Origin of the sequence: Acetobacterium sp. K1/6, assembly GCF_034438075.1 — a bacterium.
In the GTDB taxonomy this organism is placed as follows: Bacteria; Bacillota; Clostridia; order Eubacteriales; family Eubacteriaceae; genus Acetobacterium; species Acetobacterium carbinolicum.
Genome location: NZ_JAXQGA010000016.1, coordinates 18,535 through 40,624, shown reverse-complemented (window position 1 = coordinate 40,624; position 22,090 = coordinate 18,535). Strand labels below are relative to the sequence as shown.

Genomic DNA, 22,090 nt, shown 5'->3' with positions numbered 1-22,090 from the left:
AGTTCAATTAACATTAGATTTTTGTTGTTGTACGTGTACTCGTAATTACTTCTTTTTTTCTTCTACAATCGCCAGAATGCTTTTGCCGAGAACAGCAATATCTTCCTTCATCTCAGGATCATCATAGGGCGATTGATTGTTGCGATCCGATTCCGAAATGGCATCCCGGTAATATAAAAAACCAATGATGTTTTCGTCTCCGACTTTTTCTTTTATAAAGGCGATATCTCCGTCATTCCGGATTTTGTTTCCAATAACATAAACCTGTTTTACACCGATATCCATTGCCATGGATTTAACTTTATGAAACGTCTGAATACTACGGACTCCCGGTTCGACGACGACAATAAAAGCGTCAACTGCACCGGCAGTACCTCGACCCAAATGTTCGATGCCTGCTTCCATATCCATGATGACCACATCTTTTTGGTAAAGTACCAGATGGCTCATCAGCATTTTTAGCAATACATGCTCGGGACAGACACAGCCTGATCCCCCAGTATCAACCGTTCCCATGGTTAAGAGTTTGACGCCATTAAATTCTTTGGCGTAGCGTTCGGGAATATCGGCGACCTCTGGATTCATTTTAAACATTGAGCCAAATGAACCGGTATCGGCCGCTGTACGTTCTTCGATCATGTCTTTCATTTCTGAAATAGGAACAATACTGGCAATCATTTCGTCAGTCATACCCAAGGCAAGACCAAGATTGGCATCGGGGTCAGCATCAACTGTTAACACATTAAATCCTTCATCGGCGAAATATCGGCTTAAACTTGCTGAGATGGTTGTTTTTCCAACCCCGCCTTTTCCTGTTAATGCTATTTTCATTTTATCACCTGTCTATCTTTTATAAATTAGATACCTAATCCAGTACGTTTTGCTTCTAAATCTTCCATGATTTTATCAACCATGACAATTGGGTCTTTTTCAAATACGAAGTGAGCGCCAATAAATTCCTGAACATCTTCAGTCATTAATTTTGTAAAGTTTGGTGATCCCAATACTTGTGGAATAACACCCAGGTAAGTATTGATCCCAGAACCAACTACATAGTTAGCAATCGCAACCGCTTTTTCTGACATCCATTCTGGTGCGATACCGACTACAGGTAATAAGGCTGGATCGATTCCTTTTAAATCTGCACATAGGTTTACTAAGTGAAGGATACGGCTGATATCTACACAAGAACCCATATGAAGAACTGGTGGAATGTTTACACGTTCACAAACTTCTAGCAGACCACGGCCACATTTTTCTTTTGCCTCTAATGTTAATAAACCGGCTTTAGCAGCAGCTTGAGCGGCACAACCTGTAACAACACAGATTACATCACGTTTGATTAGTTCTTCCATTACAGTAATATGAGCATAGTCATGTTGTTGTTTAGGATTGTTACAACCAACAACACCAGCAGCCCCACGGATAACACCGGCATAGATAACGTCGGTTAATGGTTTAACAGTTCCCAGTTTATCTTCTAATTGAGAGTTAACAACTTTGTCCAAATGATCGATGATGGTTTCAACAGAGTAACCAACCAGGGTATCTTGTTTGATGTCTGGAATTTCTACTTTGGAAGCATCTCGATTTGGGAAGTTTTCAATTGCAATTTTAACGATTTCGGCAGCATTTTCCAAACCGGTTGCTTCTGAGAATTCGATGTATAAATCGCCAGCGATTTTAGCTTTTTGTGATGTACTGATGAATCGGGTATGGTATGTTTTAGCCAGTTCTGGAAGAGCCGGGAAAATACATTGAACGTCAACAACTACAGCTTCCATTGCACCAGTAATGATACACATTTCTTGTTGGTAGAAGTTTCCGGCAATTTTAATACCATGTCTCATGGTCATTTCATTACCTGTACAGCACATCCCAACGATGTTAATGCCTTTGGCACCAACAGATTTAGCCATTTCAACCATTGCTGGATCTTGAGCTGCTAATACTAACATTTCAGAAAGGTTAGGATCATGACCATGGATCAGGATATTTACCATTTCAGCATCAATTACACCTAAGTTAGAAGATGAAGCACGAGCAGTTGGTGTTCCGTAAAGAATATCAGAGAATTCGGTACCAATCATGGAACCGCCCCATCCATCAGACATACCAGTTCTCATCCCACGTCGGAAGATACTTTCGTAATCTGCAGCACAACCCATATGAGTAGAGTGGAGTAAAGTTACTACTTCCTGGTCAATTGCTCTTGGTTCAATACCTTCTCTTGCCCAAACATCCTGACGCGCTTGTGGTGCTCGTTTTAAGAAGCGTAGAGTTCCAAAAGGTTTTCCAAATTCTTCCAGGGCTAATTCAGCCATTTCGTGTGCCAATGCGTATGTTTCTTTGGTATCAGCATCAACTACATCCCATTCTTTCGCGATTCGTCGTAACTTTGCCTCGTCACGAATTTTGAAAGGACCTTCAGCTTTAGCATGATGCATTGCATGAACGATATCACGGGCATGATCCGAGTGAGCAGATGTACCTGCGGCTACCATTCTGGCAAAGTTTCTTGCAACAATTGTGTCAGCATTAGCTCCACAAATACCTCTTTCAGCACCTTTTCCGGGTACTGGACTTACTCGACATGGACCCATTGCACAAATTCGGCAACATACCCCTGCTTCTCCAAAACCACATTGGGTTTTTTGGGCTGCACGGCGATCCCACATTGTTTCTGCGCCATCTCTCTGAGCTTTCGCAAGGGAAGCTTCAGCGACCTTATCGTAGTTTAAAATTTCATTGCTCATATTTTTTCTACCTCTCTAAATTTTATAATTTATATCAACGCACCCGTTTCGTATAATAGTTATTTTTTACGCATTTGTAAAAAGTTTCGTCATATCTAAAAAAATAATCAAAATCCCCTTTACAAACATTGTTAAATGTTATACAATGTAGGTGAGTGATACATTATACATAGTTGTTTGCTCCTGACCTTCATCTTATCTTGTGCGGCAAGTGATGAATTGTGGTCGGGGGCTTTTTTTTGTGAGTATTTTCAAATACCTGTTTTTCTAATTTAAAAAGGTATTTCTAGAACTCAAGTACTGAATCTGCATAAAGGATATTATTTTTGATAATATCGCAAGCTACGATTGTTTCTCTTAATCGTTTGTCGCATGGATTAACGATTGCAGAACTGAATCCACATTGCATAGCCATTGCTAAAACAGCACAGTCTAATAATGGACGAATATGTTTTGGTGCACCGTTGGATACATTACTTAATCCACCAGTTGTTAACAAGCCCATGTCAGTGATCATTTGGATTGCTTCTAAAACATCAACTAATTGATCTTGCATTCCTTTGATTACAATGAATAATGGATCAAACAATAAATCTGTTGGTTCCATACCACGTTCCATACCACGTTCTAATAATTCTGAACAGTAAGCAATACGTTCGTCATTATTTCCTGGTACACCTTCTTTAGAGCAAAGAGCGATTACCATAGCATCATTAGCTGCTGCTAAATCGACATATTCAATACGGTCGCCTGCATCTGCAGAGTTTACAATTGGTTTTCCTTTTGATCGGTTATAAACCTGGATTCCCGCTTCGATCGCTTTCATGTTCGCTGTATCAAGCGCTAATGGCACATTATCGAAGTTTTCCTGGAGCAATTTAACACCCCACTGCATTAATTCTTCGCCGCCTCTTTCAGCCGGTCCGATGTTTAAATCCAAGTAGTCTGCGCCCGCTTCTAATTGTTCTTTTGCTCTTAAAAGAATTGGCTCAGGGTTTCTATCTGCGAAAGCCTGACGAATTGCAGGAGAGATACAGTGAATTCTTTCACCAATAACCATAAATTTTGACATATTGTTCCCCTTTCAAATTGAAAAAATATTTAGGTGCGCTCGGGATGAGTCCCGAGCACAGATTGATATTATGCTTGCATGTCTCTTAAGAACTTCGGTAATTGCATTGCTTCGTTTGGTCCAACGATTACTTCCCATTCAGGTAGTAATTCAGCTAGATCGCCCTGAAGAACGGCAACTTTACCAGGTAAGATTAACTTACGAGATGTCGTTACATCGGCAACGTTGTTTTCTTTAATGAAGTTAGCAATAACGCTTGATCCAAATTTACCAGCAGCCCAAGCGGTCAGAACAGAGTAACCACCTGCATCTGGAATTGCCAGGTAGGCAGGAACCTTAGATCGTTCAATTTCACCAGCAACAACAAAATAAGATAATGCAAAGTCAACAGTAACTAAAACAGGATCATTACCGGTTGGTTTGTTAAATTCATAAACCTTCGGTTCAACACGCATTGGTTTTTGAGGATCGGTAAAGATGTTTTGTCTTAAACCAAACAGCGGCAATGCAGCGTTAAAGTCCATTTCTTCCATAACAATAATGGAACCATATCGCAGAACAAAAGCCGATGCCAGAGCAATTTGTAGGTTGATATCGCCAGTTGCCAGTTTGTTGGCAAACACGACTGAAGGATAGCCAAATGTTCGGTCATTGCCTTTGATTGCTGCGGTACGAATATCAACTGCATTTGCGTAAGCTTCTTTAATGGAAGTTTCGCCTACGTTTAATACCAGTTTTTTATAGCCCATTTTTTCAATTGCTTCAACTAAGTCGTGTAGTGCTTCGATACTGTCTGCAGAAACACCAAGAACAGCATCTGCAGCCTTAGCTACGTCTACCATCGCTGCTGCGTTATCTTTGGTTGCGCCCATGATGATAGCGCCAGCGCCAGCACCTGCAACCGCTGCTTTTGCTACTTCAGCATCAACAGTAACGATCATTGGAATTTTTCCGCAATCTGCAACTTTTTTAACTAAAGCCGCAAATTTAGCTGCATCAGAAACAAAACGTACGGCGACAACTTCAACCGACATCATTTCGCCGATACGGTCATAGTTTACCTTTTGTAATGTAGCACAAATCGCATCCACATCAGCGTCACTCATTGCATCTGATAATTCAACTGCAAATAAGTTTTTGTTAACCAATGTTTTTTCATGTCTGAATAAGACTGTTTCGCCACCAAGCGCTTTTTCAGTTTCGCCAGCGCCAACTTTGATAGTTTTCATTGGTGGAGCTGTTGCTTCTGATAATAATTCTTTGGACTCTTCTGAAATGTATGGACATTTTTCGATGGGTACAGCACCAGTAGCTGCTTTCATAGAGAAAGCCATACATGTTGGGAAACCACACTCTTTACAGTTTGTCTTAGGAGTGAGTTTAAAAATATCTAAACCTTTTACTGCCATTTGTATTCGCCTTCCTTTCCTAACCTATGATTCCAGCAACTAAGCTTTTGATCGCCTTAACTGATTCTGGATGTCTTACGATGATTGCGTTTGATCCGCCAACAACACAAGCTGCCGCTGTTGATACTTCCATACCAACCCCGCGTGCTTCCTGATCGCCCCATTCCGGTGCATCTTCAAGGGTGGAAACCGCTTCTTTAACGCCCCACGCTTCACCAGAAATATTAGTCATAATTGGCATTTGTAAACTTTCATCATTTTGACCTAGGCCAGCTAAACGAATACGATCCATGGTTGATGCAACATACTCAAAGCCATAGCCTACAGCTGCTGAACCAACATCCATCAGAATATCTTTTCCTTTAACACCTAATTGTGTTAATAAGATATTTAATTGTTTTGCAAGGTTGATATCAACTGAGGATTCTGCGGCTACTTTTTGTCCGTAAGCCATTCCGCCGGCAGCACCGATTGTCTTGTAATTGTCTTCTACAGCAGAAAATAAAACCACATTTTTTCCTTCAAGAGCTTGAGCAACTTTTTCCAGTAACTTAGCATCTTTGTCTGCGTTTTTACATCCTTCTACAACTAAAGGTACGCTAATTGCCGCTTCTACAGCTACCGCTGTCGCGACACAGTTTTCGACTGAATTGTCAGCACCGTTTGGATCAGCACTTTCAAGTTTAATTAACAAGAAGTCCGCACCTGATTTTTCTACTGCTGCTTTTGCCAAAGCCGCTGGGTTTTTAAGATCGTCACCGTAAATTGTTCCAAAGCAATCTGACCATTCATCGGTTGTGTCAGAGATTGCGATTCCAACTGCGGTTTTGAAGCCTTCAGTACCTAAAAATGGTAATGAGTTTTCTCCGCCAATGCTGATAGCTGCATCTCCTACACCTATCTCACATGCGTTGATCTTGCCACTAAATTTTTGTTCTGCTTTTTTGTATGGCATTTTTTTGTTTCCTCCTAACCTGTTACCTTTTTTCAAAATATTTATTTCAAAGCTTCACACTTTAAAACCAAATTAAAACCATTACATATTTTACAGCTTTTTACCTGTATATATAAGTATACACAGATTGTACACTATTAGTTAAAAGTTTGTCAATTATTTTTCGGCATTTTTCTAAAATTTATCCTAATTTTTTTTAGAGTCTAAAGAGAGCGTAAAGGTTTTCAGCGAAATCATCAAAACATCGCCTAAAATTGCCAAATCCTTAATATTAAAGACGTCTGTTAATTTTTTGTCAAATAATATTTGAGCCTCTGCTTCAAACTCATCATCGCCAAACCATAAAATCCAGATGAGATCAACCCCCGGTGTCACCGTAAACTGCCAGGAAAGATCACCCTTACCATAGGTCTTAGCTTTTTGCAGGCTCATATAGTGTTTAAGCTGTTCCGGCCTCTCATTGCCAATTTGCGCAAAAACTTGAATACAGCGTTTATGAAAATTCGAATAATAAATGGGCCCATCCGGAAATTCTTTAAAGCTGATCCATTCGTTGGTTGCTTCTTTTCCGTTGGCATTCATTAAGTAGCGAAGAATAAAAATTTTGACCGAGTAATTATCAAATTCTTCCTCTCGGGCATTCAAAACCAGACCGCTGGGATGAAGTACAAAATAGGATTCACCCAGGACCATTATTTCAAACCGCCCATTTTTCGGATCGAAGGGACAAAGAGACTTTTGACTCATCGCAACAGGATCAAAATTTTTAAATAAATCCCGGTTGATGATATAACTACTTTCCGAAAAATGGGGATCAATATTTAGTATCTTTGATTGTTTCATTATTTCTTGCTGAGTTCTTTTAATGCCGGAATAAAAATATCACCCATTACGGCCATATCCTCAGCACTGAAGGCACTGGGGAAATTAGCATCAAATAATATTTGCGCTTCCGGTGGGAATTCATCATCCCCAATCCAGAGAATAGCAGTCATAAACATATTATTAATGACTTCAAAACGCCATGAAAGATCACCAATACTTTGCGGCTCTGCTTTTAGAACAGCCATGGCCTTTTTTAAACCGTCAAGATTGTAATTAAAGGTAAAGGCAAAACGTTTTAAACAACGCCCTTCAAAACAGGGATAGTAGACATTCCCACCGGAAACATCCCGATAGGCGATGTTTTCGCCGGTGGCCTTAACCCCTTTAGCATTAATCAAATACCGTAAAATCATGGTTTTGAGTTTATAATTATCAAAATCCCGGCTGTCCATATCAGTCACATCACCCTGAGGATAGGTCACCTTATATGGCGTTCCCATCAGGGTGACTGTGAAAAAATTATCTTTTTCATTATAAGGACAGGTACTGTTAGCCGCAATCATCTGGGGATTAAGGTCCTTTAACAAGCCCTTGTAGTGTTCGAAGGGTATTTTATCTTTTCTTTTTTCTTCAATTGCGGTTTCATCCCGTAACGTATTTTCCATTTAAAAATCTCCTATTTTCAGTTTTCCAGGGAAGGAAATAAATTCATATTGGTATGGGGGATAAAACAGGCTGATATGAACTCATCCATATAAGTTGGGTGGACACTTAATTCCATATACGTCATATTCTGAGAAATCTCCCGAATCTTGTCTTTTCCTTCACTGAGGGTCAATGCCAGGTAACATCCCTGCATTGAGCTGTTACCGATGTAGTAATATTTCTCCACCGGGATATCTGGCAACATCCCCAGGGCGATAGCATTGGTAATATCCAGATTGGTACCGATGCCCCCGGCGACATAGATATTTTCCAGAACATCAATGGACATATCCAGACTTTCCATTAAAATATAGATCGCGGAGAAGACCGCTCCTTTTGCCTTGATAAAACTGTCAATGTCAATTTCCGTAATATATACATCTTTAGAACCATTATCCAATTCTTTGGAGTAGAGATAATACTGACCGATGCCGTATTCATCAAACTTGATTCGAGGATGATTCAGATCCCGTTCCATTCGGCCTTTTCCATTGATTATACCCGTTCGTTTCATCTCGCAAATTAAGTCGATGATCCCTGAACCACAAATTCCCACCGGGCTAACCTGACCAATGGTATTATAAAAAGGCCTTAAGTCTCCGTCATTGATAGTAACTTGCTCAATCGCTCCAGGCACAGCCCGGGTACCGCAGCTAATTTCACCGCCTTCAAAAGCAGGTCCGGCTGAACAGGCGCAGGTCATCAGAAAATCTTTATTTCCAAAGACAATTTCGCCGTTTGTTCCCAGATCCACCAGCATGGTGAAATCTTCCCGCATCCAAACGGGTACCGCAAAAACACCGGCGGTAATATCGCCGCCTACGTAACTGGCAACCGAAGGTGCTAAATATATTTTTCCTTCCGGATTAACAGTAATCCCTAATTCTGCACATTTCATTTCGGGGATGTCATTAATGGCCGGAATAAATGGTTCCCGTCTTAAATAGTCCGGATTAAGCCCCAACAGCAAGTGGTTCATGGTCGTATTTCCGGCCGCACAGACCTCATAAATATCTTCTTTGCTGATGCCAATGGTATTGACCAGTTTTTCAATAAGGTTATTGATGCTCTCATCAACTATGGCACGGCGCAGTTTTTCCAAGCCACCAGGTTTTTCTGAATAAACAATTCGGTTGATAACATCCGCCCCATATTTAACCTGGGCATTCCCCATTGAAGCCTTTGTTAAAATCTCATTGGTATTCATATCGACCAGACAAGCCGACACCGAAGTTGTCCCAATATCCAGAGCAATCCCGTACAGAACCGATTTTTCACTGTTTGCCGGTTTGACATCCAGAATTTCAGCCACTTCCCGGCGTTTTAAATAAACGACTTCGATCAAAAAATCATTCTTTCTAAAAGCATCTGGCAGTTTCTTGATGACATTTAAACTGATGGCAATATCTTCATAGCCTAATTGCTGCTTAAAATAAAGCTTTAGACGATCTTCATCAGCACTGTTATCTTCAATGCTGGGACACGGCAACTTGATGATCTCAGACCAGAGTCGGCTGGCATTGGTCATTCCTTCTTTGATCATTTTCTTGCGTACGTATTTAATATTTCTATTCTCATTGACCGACAGATCGGTGATCTGCATTTCGTTTACAAAAGAAGACGCTAAATCCGGTACTTCCACCTCGATATCTTCTATGATGGTTGAATTACATGAAAGTACGATCCCCTGGGCCATTTCTGCTTCAGAAATATGCCGGGATTTTTCTGTTTTAACCTGACCCGACTCTATTTTAACCTTGCATTTACCGCAGGTCACGTTTCCGCTACACGGTGAATCAATCATAACACCAGCTCTTCTGGCGGCTTCTAGTAAATTTTCTCCGTCGCTCGCGATTAAATCAACCGATCTTTTTCCTTTAATATTAAATCGCACCTTATTCATATAACAACCTCCCCTTTTCCGCAGTTTCCGTCTAAAAGGGCTGCCAAACAGCCCCATGTTTCTCGACAAACGTCTGCACCGATCAATTGATAATCTCTTTAGATATAACAATTGTCGGTGCTACTTAATCCATTTGTCAATAAGTCTTAAGAGCCTTAATCAGGCATTTATTTTTTGCCGTTTTTGATCAGTTCAAGTTTGTTGACAATATCGCGTAGCGCAACCTTGGCTGGTGAATCAGATGGTAAATCAACCAACGGTTTGCCATAAGCATCAAATTCAAACACATTCTGATCTAATGGCACAACACCAATAAGATCAAGACCCTGGTTTTTAATTTCTTCGGCTGTTCCTTCGTTTAAAACGCCATCTGGGGCGCGGTTGACGATCAGCTTAATCACTGGTACTTTCAGTTTAAGTTCAGAAACCAACTCTTTGATTCGGCCAACAGCCTGAATCCCACGACGGGAACAGTCGCTGACAAGAATAAGCATATCAATTCGACCGAGCGTTCCCCGGCTTAGATGTTCCATCCCCGCTTCATTATCAACGATAATATATTGATAGTTACCTGCCAGCATATCAAGCTGAGTTTTTAAGATTCCGTTAACATAACAATAACAACCAGCACCCTGGCTGCGACCCATAACCAGAAGATCATAACCATTTCCTTCGGCAACGGCCTGATTTAACCGAAGTCTCAAAAAGTCTGTTTTTGTCACACCTGGAGGCAATGGTACCCCATCCATTTCGGCATGATTTACTTCTTCTTTAATCTCACCAATGGAAAGTTCCACTTCTTCCCCCAGTACTTCGTTAAGGTTTGCATTGGCATCGGCATCCACTGCTAAAATTGGACCCAGACCTTCTGCAACTAAATATTCAATAAGCATACCGGTAAGACTTGTTTTACCAACGCCACCCTTACCCGCAACTGCAATATTAAAAGCCATAATGTTTCCTCCATTATCGTTTCTCCGGTCAATTTTCTCTTTTCAGTGTAAGTTATACCCACTGATTTATCAACAGGAAAAATTCGTATTTTGTCAACTTGTATATATATGTATCGACAGGGTTATCATAACATAATCATTCTGATTTTACAACAGAACTTTATCGCTTAATGAGCAAATTAAAGCCTTTATAAATTATTTTTTTCTGTTTTCTGCAAAGGTTTACGAAACCATGATAAATGCTGTATTTTTTTGCACTTTATCCACGCTCTAAATACTTGTAATGCATTTTATTTTCGATCGCTGAAGCTACTTAAATTTTGCATTTGTAAACTAAAAAGAGCCATATCCACAAAAATTTTGGATATGGCTGTATTTTGGGGACGAATAATTACAGGACACTTTTTTAGCCAAGCTTACTGCCAGGAATTGATACCTAAGCGCTTATCTTAATTTTTCTTCGCCTAAGACAATAAATCGCTATCATGCTTCTTTAATCATTCTCCAATACTTTTCCATCAGTAGTGACGGTCAATACCTGCCATGGAATCATTTTTCCTGAATCCTTAAGTGCCGTGGTAACTGCTGCAGTAATCCCTCCGCAACAGGGAACTTCCATTCGGACGACAGTAACGCTTTTAATCTCATTACGTTTTAATATTTCAGTCAGCTTATCCGCATAGTCAACGGCATCTAGTTTTGGACAACCGATTAAGGTAATTTTATTTTTGATAAAGCGATTATGAAAATCAGCATAGGCATAGGCGGTACAATCTGCCGCAATCAACAAGTGGGCACCATTGAAATAAGGGGCATTAACCGGTGCCAGCTTAATTTGAACCGGCCATTGTCTAAGTTGTGATTCGAGCGCTTCAGTTGGTGCTGGTTTCTCCGCAGCCACGGTTTCCCGAACAATGGCCTTAGAAGATGAGCCGGGGCATCCGCATGGCAGTGGTTCCGGTCCGTCATCGGTCGCTATCGTTTCTCGGACAATGGTTTTTGCCTGGGTTCCCGGACATCCGCCTGCTTTTTTCGCGCCACTATTTTGTGTCGTTTCCTTTTTTTTCATATTTTCTAAGACCGCGGCTTCGTCATAAGCTGCCGCTTCCCGTTCCACAAAGGTTATCGCTCCGGTGGGACAACTTGGCAGACAATCTCCCAATCCGTCGCAATAGTCGTCACGTAGTAATTTGGCCACGCCGTCAACCATTCCAATTGCGCCTTCATGGCAGGCTTCTGCACATAATCCACAGCCGTTGCACTTATTCTCATCTATTGTAATTATTTTTCGGATCATCTTATTTTCCTCCTTGGAATTTGGTATTGATTTCTTGAACCAATCATAATATAATTTACCCAAAACTACCGTTGCATATGCAACACAAAGGATAATTATGAATAAAAATTTAGATGTTTTAAGAAAAGTTAAATTATTCGATGGCATCGACGAAAACCTGGAAGCCATGCTAAAGTGCCTGGGTGGTGAAGAAAAAAATTATGACCGGGGGGAGATTATTTTACTGACTGGCCAGCCGGTAACCACTGTGGGGGTTATTTTATCGGGAGAAGTCCAAGTTATTCAAGAGGATTATTACGGTAATCGATCCATTCTCACGGAACTAAGTCCCAGCCATATTTTTGGCGAAGCCTTTGCCAGTGCCGGTATTAAAGAAAGCCCCGTCACGGTACTGGCAAAAACCAACACAGCTGTCATGTTTCTGGGGATCGAACGGATTATTAATACCTGTCCTAACTCCTGTGTGTTTCACAATCACCTGATTGAGAATCTACTGAAGATACTCGCCCGAAAGAACATCCTCCTCAGCAGTAAAAACCAGTTGTTATCGCGGCGGACTATTCAAGACAAGGTACTCTCCTATCTGTCGTTACAGGCCGAAAAAAAAGGGAACCTCGCTTTTGAGATTCCCTTTACGCGCAATGAATTAGCTGATTTTTTATGTGTCGACCGCAGTGCCCTATCCCGGGTTCTTTCCAAACTTCAAAAAGACGGGATCATTGAGTACAACCACAATCATTTCAAGCTGCTTTAATGGCCCCAGTAAAAGCTGAGCGTTCTAGGCCGGACTAACTGCTATTTCCTTTTCCCTCTTATTTTCAATGTCCTGATACAGGGTACGGGAAACCACAATGGAATCGCCCCGGTCATAAAGACGATCCAGATAATCCAGATAGGCACCGGGGGTAATAATGCCATTGATCTTGATCAGATCAATTCCGGTTTTACCGACAAGCGTATCCACCAACTTGACACAATTCGTTCCCAGGGCATAATAGGTTTTAAACTCGTTGCCCTGTTTAAATTTATAAAAACTGGCCTTTGCGTCGTTATAAAGCTGACTGGAAACATCCTCAAAATCCTTTGCATTTCCTTTGATTTCGCCTTTGTCCGCTTGCTCCGCCTTTGGCTCCCAAGGAAGAACGTGAGACAGGAGATCGTCCAGCTGCTCCTGAACCCCTTTTTTTTGTTCTGGCGTCAGTGCGAGGCCATAGCCCATTAAAATTTTCTTTTCAACTTTCAGCGCCTGTTTAACATGTTCGGTCTTGGGCATTTCAACCAAAACGCCATCAGCTAAAAAGCCCCCTAACTTCCAGGTGGAATCGTCATAATTGCCATAGCTGTAAACACACTCGCCTATGGCAGCATCCACATGACCCATGCCCGGAATCAATCCTTCTTTGGTATGGATAAAAATCTCCATATCGGTGGTTCGTTCTATGGAGTGGTCTTCTAGCAATAATAAAGCATCCGGTTCTTCTTGCACCAATGCATTCACTTTTTTTAACATCCGCATCGGCAGGAACGCAGCAAATACCAGTGGTAGGGTTACACGAATGTGCTTCTTGGCTTTTTTGGCCCCATCATTGTGTTTCATCAAACTGACCAAGGCATCGCCAAAAATATTTAAAGCAAAAAAGATCAGATAAACGCCGAAGATAATGCCAAAGATCCGGCCTGTTGTGGTCAAAAAAGCCATGTTAATACCCAAGCCGATATAGACCAGAGCCACCAGCAAGGTCCACACCCAGGAAGCACCGTCTTTTTTTAATTTAATGCTACTTAATAAAACAAAGCAACCAATAATAATCCCCAGCATCCCAATTGCAAAACTAAACGGCACCTTTAAATACTGCGGGTTGAGATAGGTAAAAACCCCGCCCAACAGAGATAAAATTCCAATTCCCAACTCTTTAAACTTACTTTCGCCCTTTTTTAGAAAAATAGCTGACAGATACATAATCCCGACCACCACCAGCATAATCGAGATGCTGGTAATAATCATATTCCAAGCCAGCTTGACATCAAGCAGCATAATCATGCCACCGGCAAATACCGCAATGGATATTAATAACCAAACAATCGGAGCTGTATTCTTAAATGCTGACATCGGCATAGTCCCCCTGACTTTTCTTCTATTTTATCAGACTTCGCGAAGGCCCACAATCGTATTATTTAGATTAATTGCAACAAAAAACTCTGGTTCAACTAAACAAACCAGAATTTTTGCCTATTTCAGGTTAAAGGAATCACAACCTTCTGATTTTGGTACGATTCAACAGCTACCGGGACCTGATAAACGGCACCGATGTTTTCGGAGGTCATCACATCCATTCCGCCATAACAGAAAATTTCCGTGTCTTTGAGAAAGAGGAACCGGTCACAATACCGCAGTGCCAGGTTCAGATCATGGATCACAATGACAACGGCAATTTCTTTTTCTTTGGTAATGCTCTGGATCAGTTTTAAGACCTCCAACTGATTCTTAAGGTCAAGGCAACTGGTGGGTTCATCCAGAAGCAAAACCTTCGGCTCCTGGGCCAGGGCCCGGGCGATCATCACCTTTTGCAATTCCCCGCCGCTTAACTCGTCAATATAACGCAATGAGAACGCTTCTAAATCCATACTTTCTATAATTGTTTCGACAATTTCATAGTCTTCTTTTTTGGGCGCCAGTTTGATATAGGGTTTTCGCCCTAACAAGATAGCATCGTAAGCGGTGATTCGGCTGCCTTCGCTTTTTTGGGCAACATAAGCTGTGTTCTTTGCAATATCCAGACGATTGAGTTTAAGAATGTCCACCTCATTTACCACCACCCGGCCTTTTTGGGGTGAGATAATCTTATTCAGACACTTTAACATGGTACTTTTCCCAGCCCCGTTGTTACCTAAAATCGCCACACATTCGCCATTTTTTACATCGAATTTAATGTGATCCAAAATTTTTCGGTTGAATCGATAGCCAAATTCTAAGGCATCAATTTTCAGCATTATGACCAACTCCTTTAAATATGAGATATAAGAATAACGGAGCCCCAAGGAATGAGGTAATGGCCCCGATTGGCAGAATAATTGGTGAGACAATCAGACGAGCAAATGTATCACTGACGAGCAGCATCAAAGCTCCTGTTAAAGCTGATGCCGGTAATAAGTAGCGATAATCATTGCCCACAAAACGACGCATAATATGAGGGGCAATTAAACCGATAAAGTTGATGATCCCCACAAAGGACACGATCGTTGCCGCTGTCAGAGAAGCCACCGTCATTCCGATAAGCCGAACCCGGGATACATTGACCCCCAGCCCGGTAGCCGTATGTTCGCCACACTCGAGGGCGTTGTAATTCCAGCGGTTAAACATAAAGTAAATCAGTGCTCCAGCAGTAACCACGGCAGCTACCTGGATATTTTGCATGCTGGCCCGCCCCAGATCCCCAAAGGTCCAAAATACAATGGCAGCCATCTGAACATCTGAGGAAAAATATTGAATCAGTGCTGTCGCTCCGGCAAACAACGAGCTGAGTGCAACCCCGGCCAGAATCATGGTTTCCGGCGAAGCTTTCCGGGCCTTGGATAGTCCTAAGATTACTAGGGTGACAAACATAGACGCTGCAAATGCACACATACTCGTTAAATAGGGGTTATTAACGGTCACGGCACTGGCGGTATTTCCCATCACGGTTCCGCCACCCAAAAAGGTAATCGCAATCGCGGCGCCAAAAGAAGCTCCCTGGGAAATACCCAGAGTTGATGCCGATGCCAGCGGATTTTTTAAAATACTCTGCATGACACAGCCAGCAGCAGCCAGCCCAATCCCTCCGACAATCGCCATCAGAATTCGCGGCAACCGGATATTGACGGTAACCAGCACGTTTTTGGCCGCTCCAAATCCGAACAGTGCCTTAAGTACTTCCAAGACCGGAATATCAGCTGAACCAGCAGATATAGCAAAAAGAGCGGTTAGAAATGTCAACACCACCAGAGTTACAATGGTCAAAACCTTGCGGTGAACGTATTGATCATAGTTAACTCCGCAAGCCGTCTTTTTTTTGTTGTCCATTTTTTTACTTACCAATTGTCAGCGGACCAAAGCCCTGACCTGCTGCTACATATTTTGCATACAATTTTTCACCAAGCAGGAACTCAAAAATTTCGTCAGCTTGCTTTTCAATATTAATATCCTTGAACTTGTCAGGATAAACAACAGTTCCTGCATAATAAGCATCAGCCAAGGCAATCTCAACATTGGTATAGTTATTGTTATATGCCAATTGAGTATAAACCTTGTTGTCCTGAACCGCTTTGAGTGCGTTGAAAAAGTCTGGATTCTGGGTATACTGTTCATTGACCAGATCCATGTTCTCTGGATTAAGGAAAATAATCTCCGGATTCCAGGCCAATACCTGCTCAAGATCCACAGTAAATGCCGTCTTTTGTCCCGTTTGATCGACGACATTATTAGCGTTGATTGCCACAAAGGGTCCATAGTTCCCGCTGGTGCCATCAAAACCGTGTTTGCCTTTAAAATTCAAAGCGCCGTTGTAGACAGTAATACGACTGGCTTCTGGTATATCCTTGGTCCGGTCATTGAGATCTTTTTGAGCCGCATCCATAAATTCATTAACTGCGTTGGCACGATCTTCTTTGCCCAGTACCTGGCCGATAATATCGATCGAAGCATCCATTTTTCCATCAAACAGCCCGGGATTCGCTACCGCCACCACAGGAATACCGGTTTTTGCCTGCAATTCATCGGTCTGGGTGTAGTCGGATACCACAAAAATCACATCAGGTGCCAATTTGATGATTTCTTCGTCAAAGGGGACAATTCCACCGGCACCGCCCTGACCAATCTGTTTCAGACTTGCATAATTGGGATTAACCAACGTGTATGGACGGGTCAGTACTTGAACGTTGTCCATATCCGTTGCACCAGTCACCAAATCGGCCGCATCCATATAAGTTAACAGCCGCATAACACCAAGTGAACCCACACTGGTGATCTCGGCCGGCACTTCCACCTGTCGGCCCAAACTATCGGTCACAACCTTTGTGGTCGTTTCGCTCTCAGTGGTCTCTGCTATTGTATTGGTACAGGCCGCAAAAGTTACCATCATCATTAAACTCAATAAAACTGCAACGATTCTTTTCATTCGTTTCACCTCTTTCAAATTATTGCCTTAGTTCTCTTCTAACCGCAAAGGCGTTCTTTAAAAACCTCGAGTGTAGGGATTGGAGCAATCCACGCAGACTTTTTTGCCATTTTCCAGGCGAATCATATGCTCAGCGGTTTTTTCGCCACATTCTTCACAGATCACGCTCTGAAAAATCCGGGCCCGTTCTGGTAATTCATAATCCGGGGTTTTAAAGTCAAAGATTTTGCTGGCATCTGGTTCATTTAAGATATAGGCTTCCATTTCATCCCGCTCCATTTCTGGTAGCGCTTTTAAAACCAGTCTGAGTTTTTCGCCGGTATTGCGATTAAAGAATGAAAAGGCTTGTTTTCCGCGGTTTCTAAACAGCAGGTTACCTTTTCCTACGCTACATCCTAAAATAACCTGTACCCCATCAACCCCACAGGCATCGTTTTCAGTAATACAAACCACATCCTCGTCTTCTGAAAATGAAACATTGAGCGCTTTAATCGCTTCCTGTGACGCTCTCACCCCAATGGCTAATCCGGGACAATGATGTCCGTGAAACTCGACCGATTTTTCCCATAATTTCTGATTCATTTTGCTTTTCTCCTTAAATTTTCAAAAAATAAAAGACTCACAAAAGTGAGTCTTCAGACACATAATTATAAATTTTATTAATCTTTCCCAGTATAACACATATACGGATCAACGTACTTTTCTTAGATGTACATTTTGCTTCAGCAAAACACCAGCTCCTTGTATATACAAGCATTATTCTAACATAATAATATCCAGCCGTCAATACTAATTTCACGACTGGATATGATTAAATTCTAGTTTTGATCCCGATAAACAGCTTTTTTTACTTGGCTAGGAATTTTTAATTTATTCGCCACACTCATCATGATGTTGATGTTCGTGACAGACAGACCCGGTCGAAACCAGTTCTCCCAATAGATAACTATTAACGAGATCTTCTGCTTTGCCTTGGGCACCGGTAATGACTTCAATATTTTTTTCGTTAAAAATATCAACTGCACCGCCGCCCATTCCGCCGGAAATAATAACGTTGACACCTTTTTCATCTAAAAATACCGGTAAAAATCCCGGTTTGTGGCCAGGGTTTGGTACGGCTTCAGTCGTTACAACCTTACCATCCACGGTATCATAAATCATAAAACTTTCACAATGGCCAAAATGACCAGATACTATACCATTATCGCTTGCTACTGCTATTTTCATTTTTAGTTCTCCATTTTCTTTTGTATTTTCGTCTAAATTCACTTCCAGCGTCTCGGCTAGATGATCCAGCCAGGTGTTATCAAATAATTCAATCAGCCCTTTATCACAGGCTCCGGCAAGGGAGGAATCAATCGGCATCTTGGCCACAACCTCAATGCCATGTTGTTTCGCTACTTCTTCGATGCGACTTTCACCAAATAAATAATGCTTTTTATCGCAGTCCGGACATTTAAAGTAAGACATGTTTTCAACTAAACCGAGCACCGGAATCTTCATCATTTTTGCCATATTTACGGCTTTGGCAACAATCATTGAGACCAATTCCTGAGGCGATGTGACAATGATAATCCCGTCTACCGGCAGCGATTGAAAGACGGTTAATGGCACATCACCAGTTCCCGGCGGCATATCCACAAACATATAATCAACGTCGCCCCAGATCACATCGGTCCAGAACTGTTTAACGGTGTTGGCAATAATCGGCCCTCTCCAAACCACCGGATCGGTATCATTTTCCAACAATAGGTTAATGGACATAATTTCGATTCCGGTTTTACTGGATATCGGAAAAAGTCCTAATTCTGTGGGCATCGCTTTTTCATTGATCCCAAATGCTTTGGGAATCGATGGCCCCGTAATATCAGCATCTAGAATAGCGGTATGATAGCCTTTTCGTCTCATTGTAACTGCCATCAGGGAGGTAACCATCGATTTTCCAACCCCACCTTTTCCACTGACAACACCAATCACTTTTTTTATTCTACTTAGCTCATGCGGTTGTTCTGAAAAATCTACCTTTCGATCTTCACACTCTTCGCCGCATGATCCACAGGATTGACTGCATTCTTCACTCATAACAATTCTCCTCATTCGTTTGTTTTATCGTTTTTTCTTAACTCTAATTGTTGCTTCCATTCATCCGCTGTTTACGGCATCGGCTGCAGCCGAAATTTTCCTGGCCTTCTTCGCACAATTTATAATTGCCGCCTTCAATTTTTAAGACATTACCGTTAACCAATGCGTCAGCCAGCTTTTTTCGGGCATCATTATAAATTTTCTGGACCGTAGTTCGTGCCACGTGCATACTTTCTGCACACTCTTCCTGAAGCATACCTTCCAGATCAATCAAGCGGATCGTTTCGTACTCTTCTACTGACATGGTAATAATTCCATCTTCCCTGTTTTTTGCATTAAGGGGTCCAAACAAATCCGTTTCTGGTAAACAACAGACTTTTTTCCATTTTACCGGTCTGGACATAAACTAACTCTCCTTATCCAAATTGATTGACTTAGTGCTGGCACTCATGACCAGCTTCATGGGCATGACACATTTCGCCAGAATCCATAACAGAACCAGCCAACCAGCTTAGCGCCACTTCTTTAACATTCCCGGCGCACCCCCGGACAACTTCGATGCCAGACTTTTTAAGTACATTTACAGCCCCTTCGCCCATGTTGCCAGCGAGCAAAAGTTCTACGCCCATTTCTTTAAGTGTTGTGGCAATATTGGATTTGCAGCCACATCCTGCTGGTGAAGCAATTATTTCCTGGCTCAATATTTCTTTGCTTTGCTCATCAATGGTGAATACCGTATAATACTCACAGTGACCAAAATGGCCATCAATTAAGTTCTCTCGTGTTGGTAATGCAATTTTCATAATAGTTCCTCCGATTATGTTTGTTGTTATTGATTTTTTTGTTATTAAGATCATTAACCTCTGTTATCAACAGCATTATTATAATACATGAATGGCATATGTCAATAACAATATTGCTTTTCCATGCTATTCATCTTCATTACCTGTTGATTTATTTTTTTCTAAACGTGCTCTTAGCTTAATTTCTTAATAACATTTCCATCGTATTACCAAACACTACCTGAACTGCAGCGCCAGCCTCACAAAAAACATCGACCAGCGTTAATCCATTATTTACCGCTTCAACAGCACTTTTATCATAAGGTATTTTTCCCACATATGGAATGTCGTGAGCTTGACAATAATCGATAATCGCTTTGGTTTTTTTTAAGTTTGCATCGTATTTATTCACACATACAACCGTCTTTGTATGAAAGGTCTGGGCTGTTTTAATGATCCGCTCCATATCACTGATTCCAGAAACCGATGGTTCAGCAACAATTAAGACCATATCCACCCCGCTGATCGAAGCAATAACAGGGCAACCAATTCCGGGTGATCCATCAATTATCGCTAGCTCATCACCGCGATCGATAGATTTCATTTGCTTTTTTACTTCAGTAACCAGCATTCCCGATGTGCCACTACCCATTTTGAGCTGAGCAGTTGAAAAGATCACATCCTTATCATATAGCATCAGTTCTCCGGAAATATGAGGTTTCAAATTGATCGCTCGAACTGGGCAAACCATTTCACAGACACCACAACCTTCACACAGATATGGATCAATCCAATAGTTATTGTCAACCACCTGGACTGCATCAAAACGACAATTTTCGACACAGCGGTCACATTTTGCGCACAAAATTGTATTAATTTCCGCCTTTGGCATCCCGAAAAAATCATTTCTCTTAGGCTGACTGGTCTGTTTTATCGCAAGATGTAAATTAGGGGCATCCACATCGCAATCAGCATAGACTTTTGCCTGGGACAGTTTGATAAATGCACTTGCCACCGTTGTTTTTCCGGTTCCGCCTTTTCCACTAAGAATAAGCAATTGTTTCATCTTGCACCTCCTTCATGACGGCTTGAAGCAACGCATAAAATATGCTGTGGTATGGCTCGATTTTTGATGCAATTTCGCCCTCGGAATTAAGCGTTCCCAATTCGCAATCAAAAGGTATTTTACTTAACACCTTGATCTTATTTTCAAGACAATAAGTATCAATTAAATTCTCACCTTCCATGCCTTTATTAATTACGACCCCATAAGGCTTGTTAAAAATTTTCACAAGTTCATGAACTAAGATCAGGTTACTGAGCCCAAAAACGGTTGGTTCTGCTACTAAGATGCAATAATCCGCATCGCGAATACTTTCCATCACCACACATGCACTACCTGGTGGGCAGTCAATCACGGTCAGTCTTTTTTCATCAGCTATTTTTTTTAACAACGCTTTGATAATCGGTACTCCCGATACTTCACCGGTATTTAAAACCCCAGAAATGACCTTGACGGCTTCGGAAACACCTGAATTTATTACTCCAATAACCTTATCTTTTTCAGACAAAGCGTTGCTCGGACAAAGCATGATACAGCCCCCGCAGGCGTGACAAATATCATCAAAAACAAGTAGCTTATCAACAATCGCGGCGAGCGCGTTGAATTTACAAAAGTCTACACATTTTCGGCAACCGAGGCAAAGATCCTCATCCACCACAGGAATTTTATTCACTACCTTTTTTGTTTTCACATCTGTTGGTTTAAAAAACAAATGACCATTTGGTTCTTCAACGTCACAATCCACATAAACAGATTCTTTTGCTACTGCTGCCAGATTAACCGACACCAGAGTTTTTCCGGTCCCGCCTTTTCCGCTGAGTACTGCTAATTTCACTTACTCATCAACCTACTTTCTATCGCCGCCAGAGAAGTCTCGACAGATGTGATATCACCCAGAATTGCCAGACAAATAATATGCTGAGGACACACCCCAGAAATTTCAGTTACCACAACATCTGATGTTTTTTCAGCAATGTCACTGGCTTCCAGGATGCTGATAACATCTCCCTGACATAATCCAACTGCTGCGAATTCATTTTGAAGAATACGTTCAACGAGCTTTTTTTCTCCAATTTTTCGGGAAATAATCCCCATTGTTCCTTGAGACACGCCATTGATCAATTGAATTTTCATC

General features: G+C 41.6%; 22 protein-coding genes. 1 reads left to right on the top strand and 21 read right to left on the bottom strand.

Annotated features, from left to right (window positions below; translation table 11 throughout):
* Positions 1 to 45: 45 nt before the first annotated feature.
* The 10 genes from U2P91_RS13405 to U2P91_RS13360 form a co-directional block, all read right to left on the bottom strand.
* Positions 46 to 831 carry an AAA family ATPase gene (locus tag U2P91_RS13405; RefSeq protein ID WP_322519793.1) on the bottom strand — a complete coding sequence of 262 codons (786 nt, stop codon included), beginning with the start codon at positions 829 to 831 and terminating at the stop codon, positions 46 to 48.
* Between the two features lie 26 nt (positions 832 to 857).
* The gene (cooS, locus tag U2P91_RS13400) at positions 858 to 2,756 is read right to left on the bottom strand and encodes an anaerobic carbon-monoxide dehydrogenase catalytic subunit (protein ID WP_322519792.1); all 1,899 of its coding nucleotides are present in this window, start codon (positions 2,754 to 2,756) and stop codon (positions 858 to 860) included.
* Between the two features lie 286 nt (positions 2,757 to 3,042).
* Positions 3,043 to 3,828 (bottom strand): carbon monoxide dehydrogenase/acetyl-CoA synthase methytransferase subunit, encoded by a 786-nt coding sequence (gene acsE, locus U2P91_RS13395; RefSeq protein ID WP_322519791.1) that lies wholly within the window; start codon positions 3,826 to 3,828, stop codon positions 3,043 to 3,045.
* A 68-nt stretch (positions 3,829 to 3,896) separates the two neighbouring features.
* A complete protein-coding gene (gene acsC / locus U2P91_RS13390) occupies positions 3,897 to 5,237 on the bottom strand; it encodes an acetyl-CoA decarbonylase/synthase complex subunit gamma (protein WP_111889272.1) in 1,341 nt (446 codons plus the stop codon).
* Positions 5,238 to 5,256: 19 nt separating this feature from the next.
* Positions 5,257 to 6,192, bottom strand: a complete 936-nt coding sequence (gene acsD, locus U2P91_RS13385) for an acetyl-CoA decarbonylase/synthase complex subunit delta (protein WP_111889271.1) — start codon at positions 6,190 to 6,192, stop codon at positions 5,257 to 5,259.
* 186 nt (positions 6,193 to 6,378) lie between these two features.
* Entirely contained in the window at positions 6,379 to 7,035 is a 657-nt protein-coding gene (locus tag U2P91_RS13380) for a DUF3786 domain-containing protein (RefSeq protein ID WP_111889270.1), read from the bottom strand.
* A complete protein-coding gene (locus U2P91_RS13375; protein ID WP_322519790.1) occupies positions 7,035 to 7,682 on the bottom strand; it encodes a DUF3786 domain-containing protein in 648 nt (215 codons plus the stop codon). Before U2P91_RS13375 ends, U2P91_RS13380 begins: the two co-directional genes overlap by 1 nt.
* Before the next feature lie 17 nt (positions 7,683 to 7,699).
* On the bottom strand, positions 7,700 to 9,625 hold the full coding sequence (gene acsV, locus U2P91_RS13370) for a corrinoid activation/regeneration protein AcsV (RefSeq protein WP_322519789.1): 1,926 nt from the start codon (positions 9,623 to 9,625) through the stop codon (positions 7,700 to 7,702).
* A 167-nt stretch (positions 9,626 to 9,792) separates the two neighbouring features.
* Positions 9,793 to 10,578 (bottom strand): AAA family ATPase, encoded by a 786-nt coding sequence (locus U2P91_RS13365; protein ID WP_111889267.1) that lies wholly within the window; start codon positions 10,576 to 10,578, stop codon positions 9,793 to 9,795.
* Positions 10,579 to 11,071: 493 nt separating this feature from the next.
* Entirely contained in the window at positions 11,072 to 11,875 is an 804-nt protein-coding gene (locus U2P91_RS13360; RefSeq protein ID WP_322519788.1) for an ATP-binding protein, read from the bottom strand.
* Between the two features lie 97 nt (positions 11,876 to 11,972).
* Between U2P91_RS13360 and U2P91_RS13355 the strand changes: the two genes are divergently transcribed.
* Positions 11,973 to 12,629: a Crp/Fnr family transcriptional regulator gene (locus U2P91_RS13355; RefSeq protein ID WP_322519787.1), complete on the top strand. Its 657-nt coding sequence runs from the start codon at positions 11,973 to 11,975 to the stop codon at positions 12,627 to 12,629.
* 24 nt (positions 12,630 to 12,653) lie between these two features.
* Here the strand turns inward: U2P91_RS13355 and U2P91_RS13350 are convergent, their stop codons facing one another.
* The 11 genes from U2P91_RS13350 to U2P91_RS13300 form a co-directional block, all read right to left on the bottom strand.
* Positions 12,654 to 13,985 (bottom strand): MFS transporter, encoded by a 1,332-nt coding sequence (locus U2P91_RS13350; protein WP_322519786.1) that lies wholly within the window; start codon positions 13,983 to 13,985, stop codon positions 12,654 to 12,656.
* 125 nt (positions 13,986 to 14,110) lie between these two features.
* On the bottom strand, positions 14,111 to 14,866 hold the full coding sequence (locus U2P91_RS13345) for an ABC transporter ATP-binding protein (RefSeq protein ID WP_111889264.1): 756 nt from the start codon (positions 14,864 to 14,866) through the stop codon (positions 14,111 to 14,113).
* The gene (locus U2P91_RS13340; RefSeq protein ID WP_111889806.1) at positions 14,853 to 15,935 is read right to left on the bottom strand and encodes a FecCD family ABC transporter permease; all 1,083 of its coding nucleotides are present in this window, start codon (positions 15,933 to 15,935) and stop codon (positions 14,853 to 14,855) included. The genes U2P91_RS13345 and U2P91_RS13340 overlap by 14 nt, the downstream gene beginning before the upstream one ends.
* 4 nt (positions 15,936 to 15,939) lie before the next feature.
* Positions 15,940 to 17,028 carry an ABC transporter substrate-binding protein gene (locus U2P91_RS13335; protein WP_111889263.1) on the bottom strand — a complete coding sequence of 363 codons (1,089 nt, stop codon included), beginning with the start codon at positions 17,026 to 17,028 and terminating at the stop codon, positions 15,940 to 15,942.
* Between the two features lie 57 nt (positions 17,029 to 17,085).
* The gene (locus U2P91_RS13330; RefSeq protein ID WP_111889262.1) at positions 17,086 to 17,610 is read right to left on the bottom strand and encodes an FmdE family protein; all 525 of its coding nucleotides are present in this window, start codon (positions 17,608 to 17,610) and stop codon (positions 17,086 to 17,088) included.
* Positions 17,611 to 17,898: 288 nt separating this feature from the next.
* Entirely contained in the window at positions 17,899 to 19,110 is a 1,212-nt protein-coding gene (locus U2P91_RS13325) for an iron-sulfur cluster carrier protein MrpORP (protein ID WP_111889261.1), read from the bottom strand.
* Positions 19,111 to 19,153: 43 nt separating this feature from the next.
* Positions 19,154 to 19,513 carry a DUF134 domain-containing protein gene (locus tag U2P91_RS13320; RefSeq protein ID WP_111889260.1) on the bottom strand — a complete coding sequence of 120 codons (360 nt, stop codon included), beginning with the start codon at positions 19,511 to 19,513 and terminating at the stop codon, positions 19,154 to 19,156.
* A gap of 31 nt (positions 19,514 to 19,544) precedes the next feature.
* Positions 19,545 to 19,913 (bottom strand): NifB/NifX family molybdenum-iron cluster-binding protein, encoded by a 369-nt coding sequence (locus U2P91_RS13315; RefSeq protein ID WP_111889259.1) that lies wholly within the window; start codon positions 19,911 to 19,913, stop codon positions 19,545 to 19,547.
* A gap of 178 nt (positions 19,914 to 20,091) precedes the next feature.
* Positions 20,092 to 20,958, bottom strand: coding sequence for an ATP-binding protein (locus tag U2P91_RS13310; RefSeq protein WP_111889258.1), 867 nt, complete (start codon positions 20,956 to 20,958; stop codon positions 20,092 to 20,094).
* Positions 20,936 to 21,790, bottom strand: coding sequence for a 4Fe-4S binding protein (locus tag U2P91_RS13305; protein WP_111889257.1), 855 nt, complete (start codon positions 21,788 to 21,790; stop codon positions 20,936 to 20,938). Before U2P91_RS13305 ends, U2P91_RS13310 begins: the two co-directional genes overlap by 23 nt.
* The gene (locus U2P91_RS13300; RefSeq protein WP_111889256.1) at positions 21,787 to 22,089 is read right to left on the bottom strand and encodes a BMC domain-containing protein; all 303 of its coding nucleotides are present in this window, start codon (positions 22,087 to 22,089) and stop codon (positions 21,787 to 21,789) included. Before U2P91_RS13300 ends, U2P91_RS13305 begins: the two co-directional genes overlap by 4 nt.
* Position 22,090 lies beyond the last annotated feature (1 nt).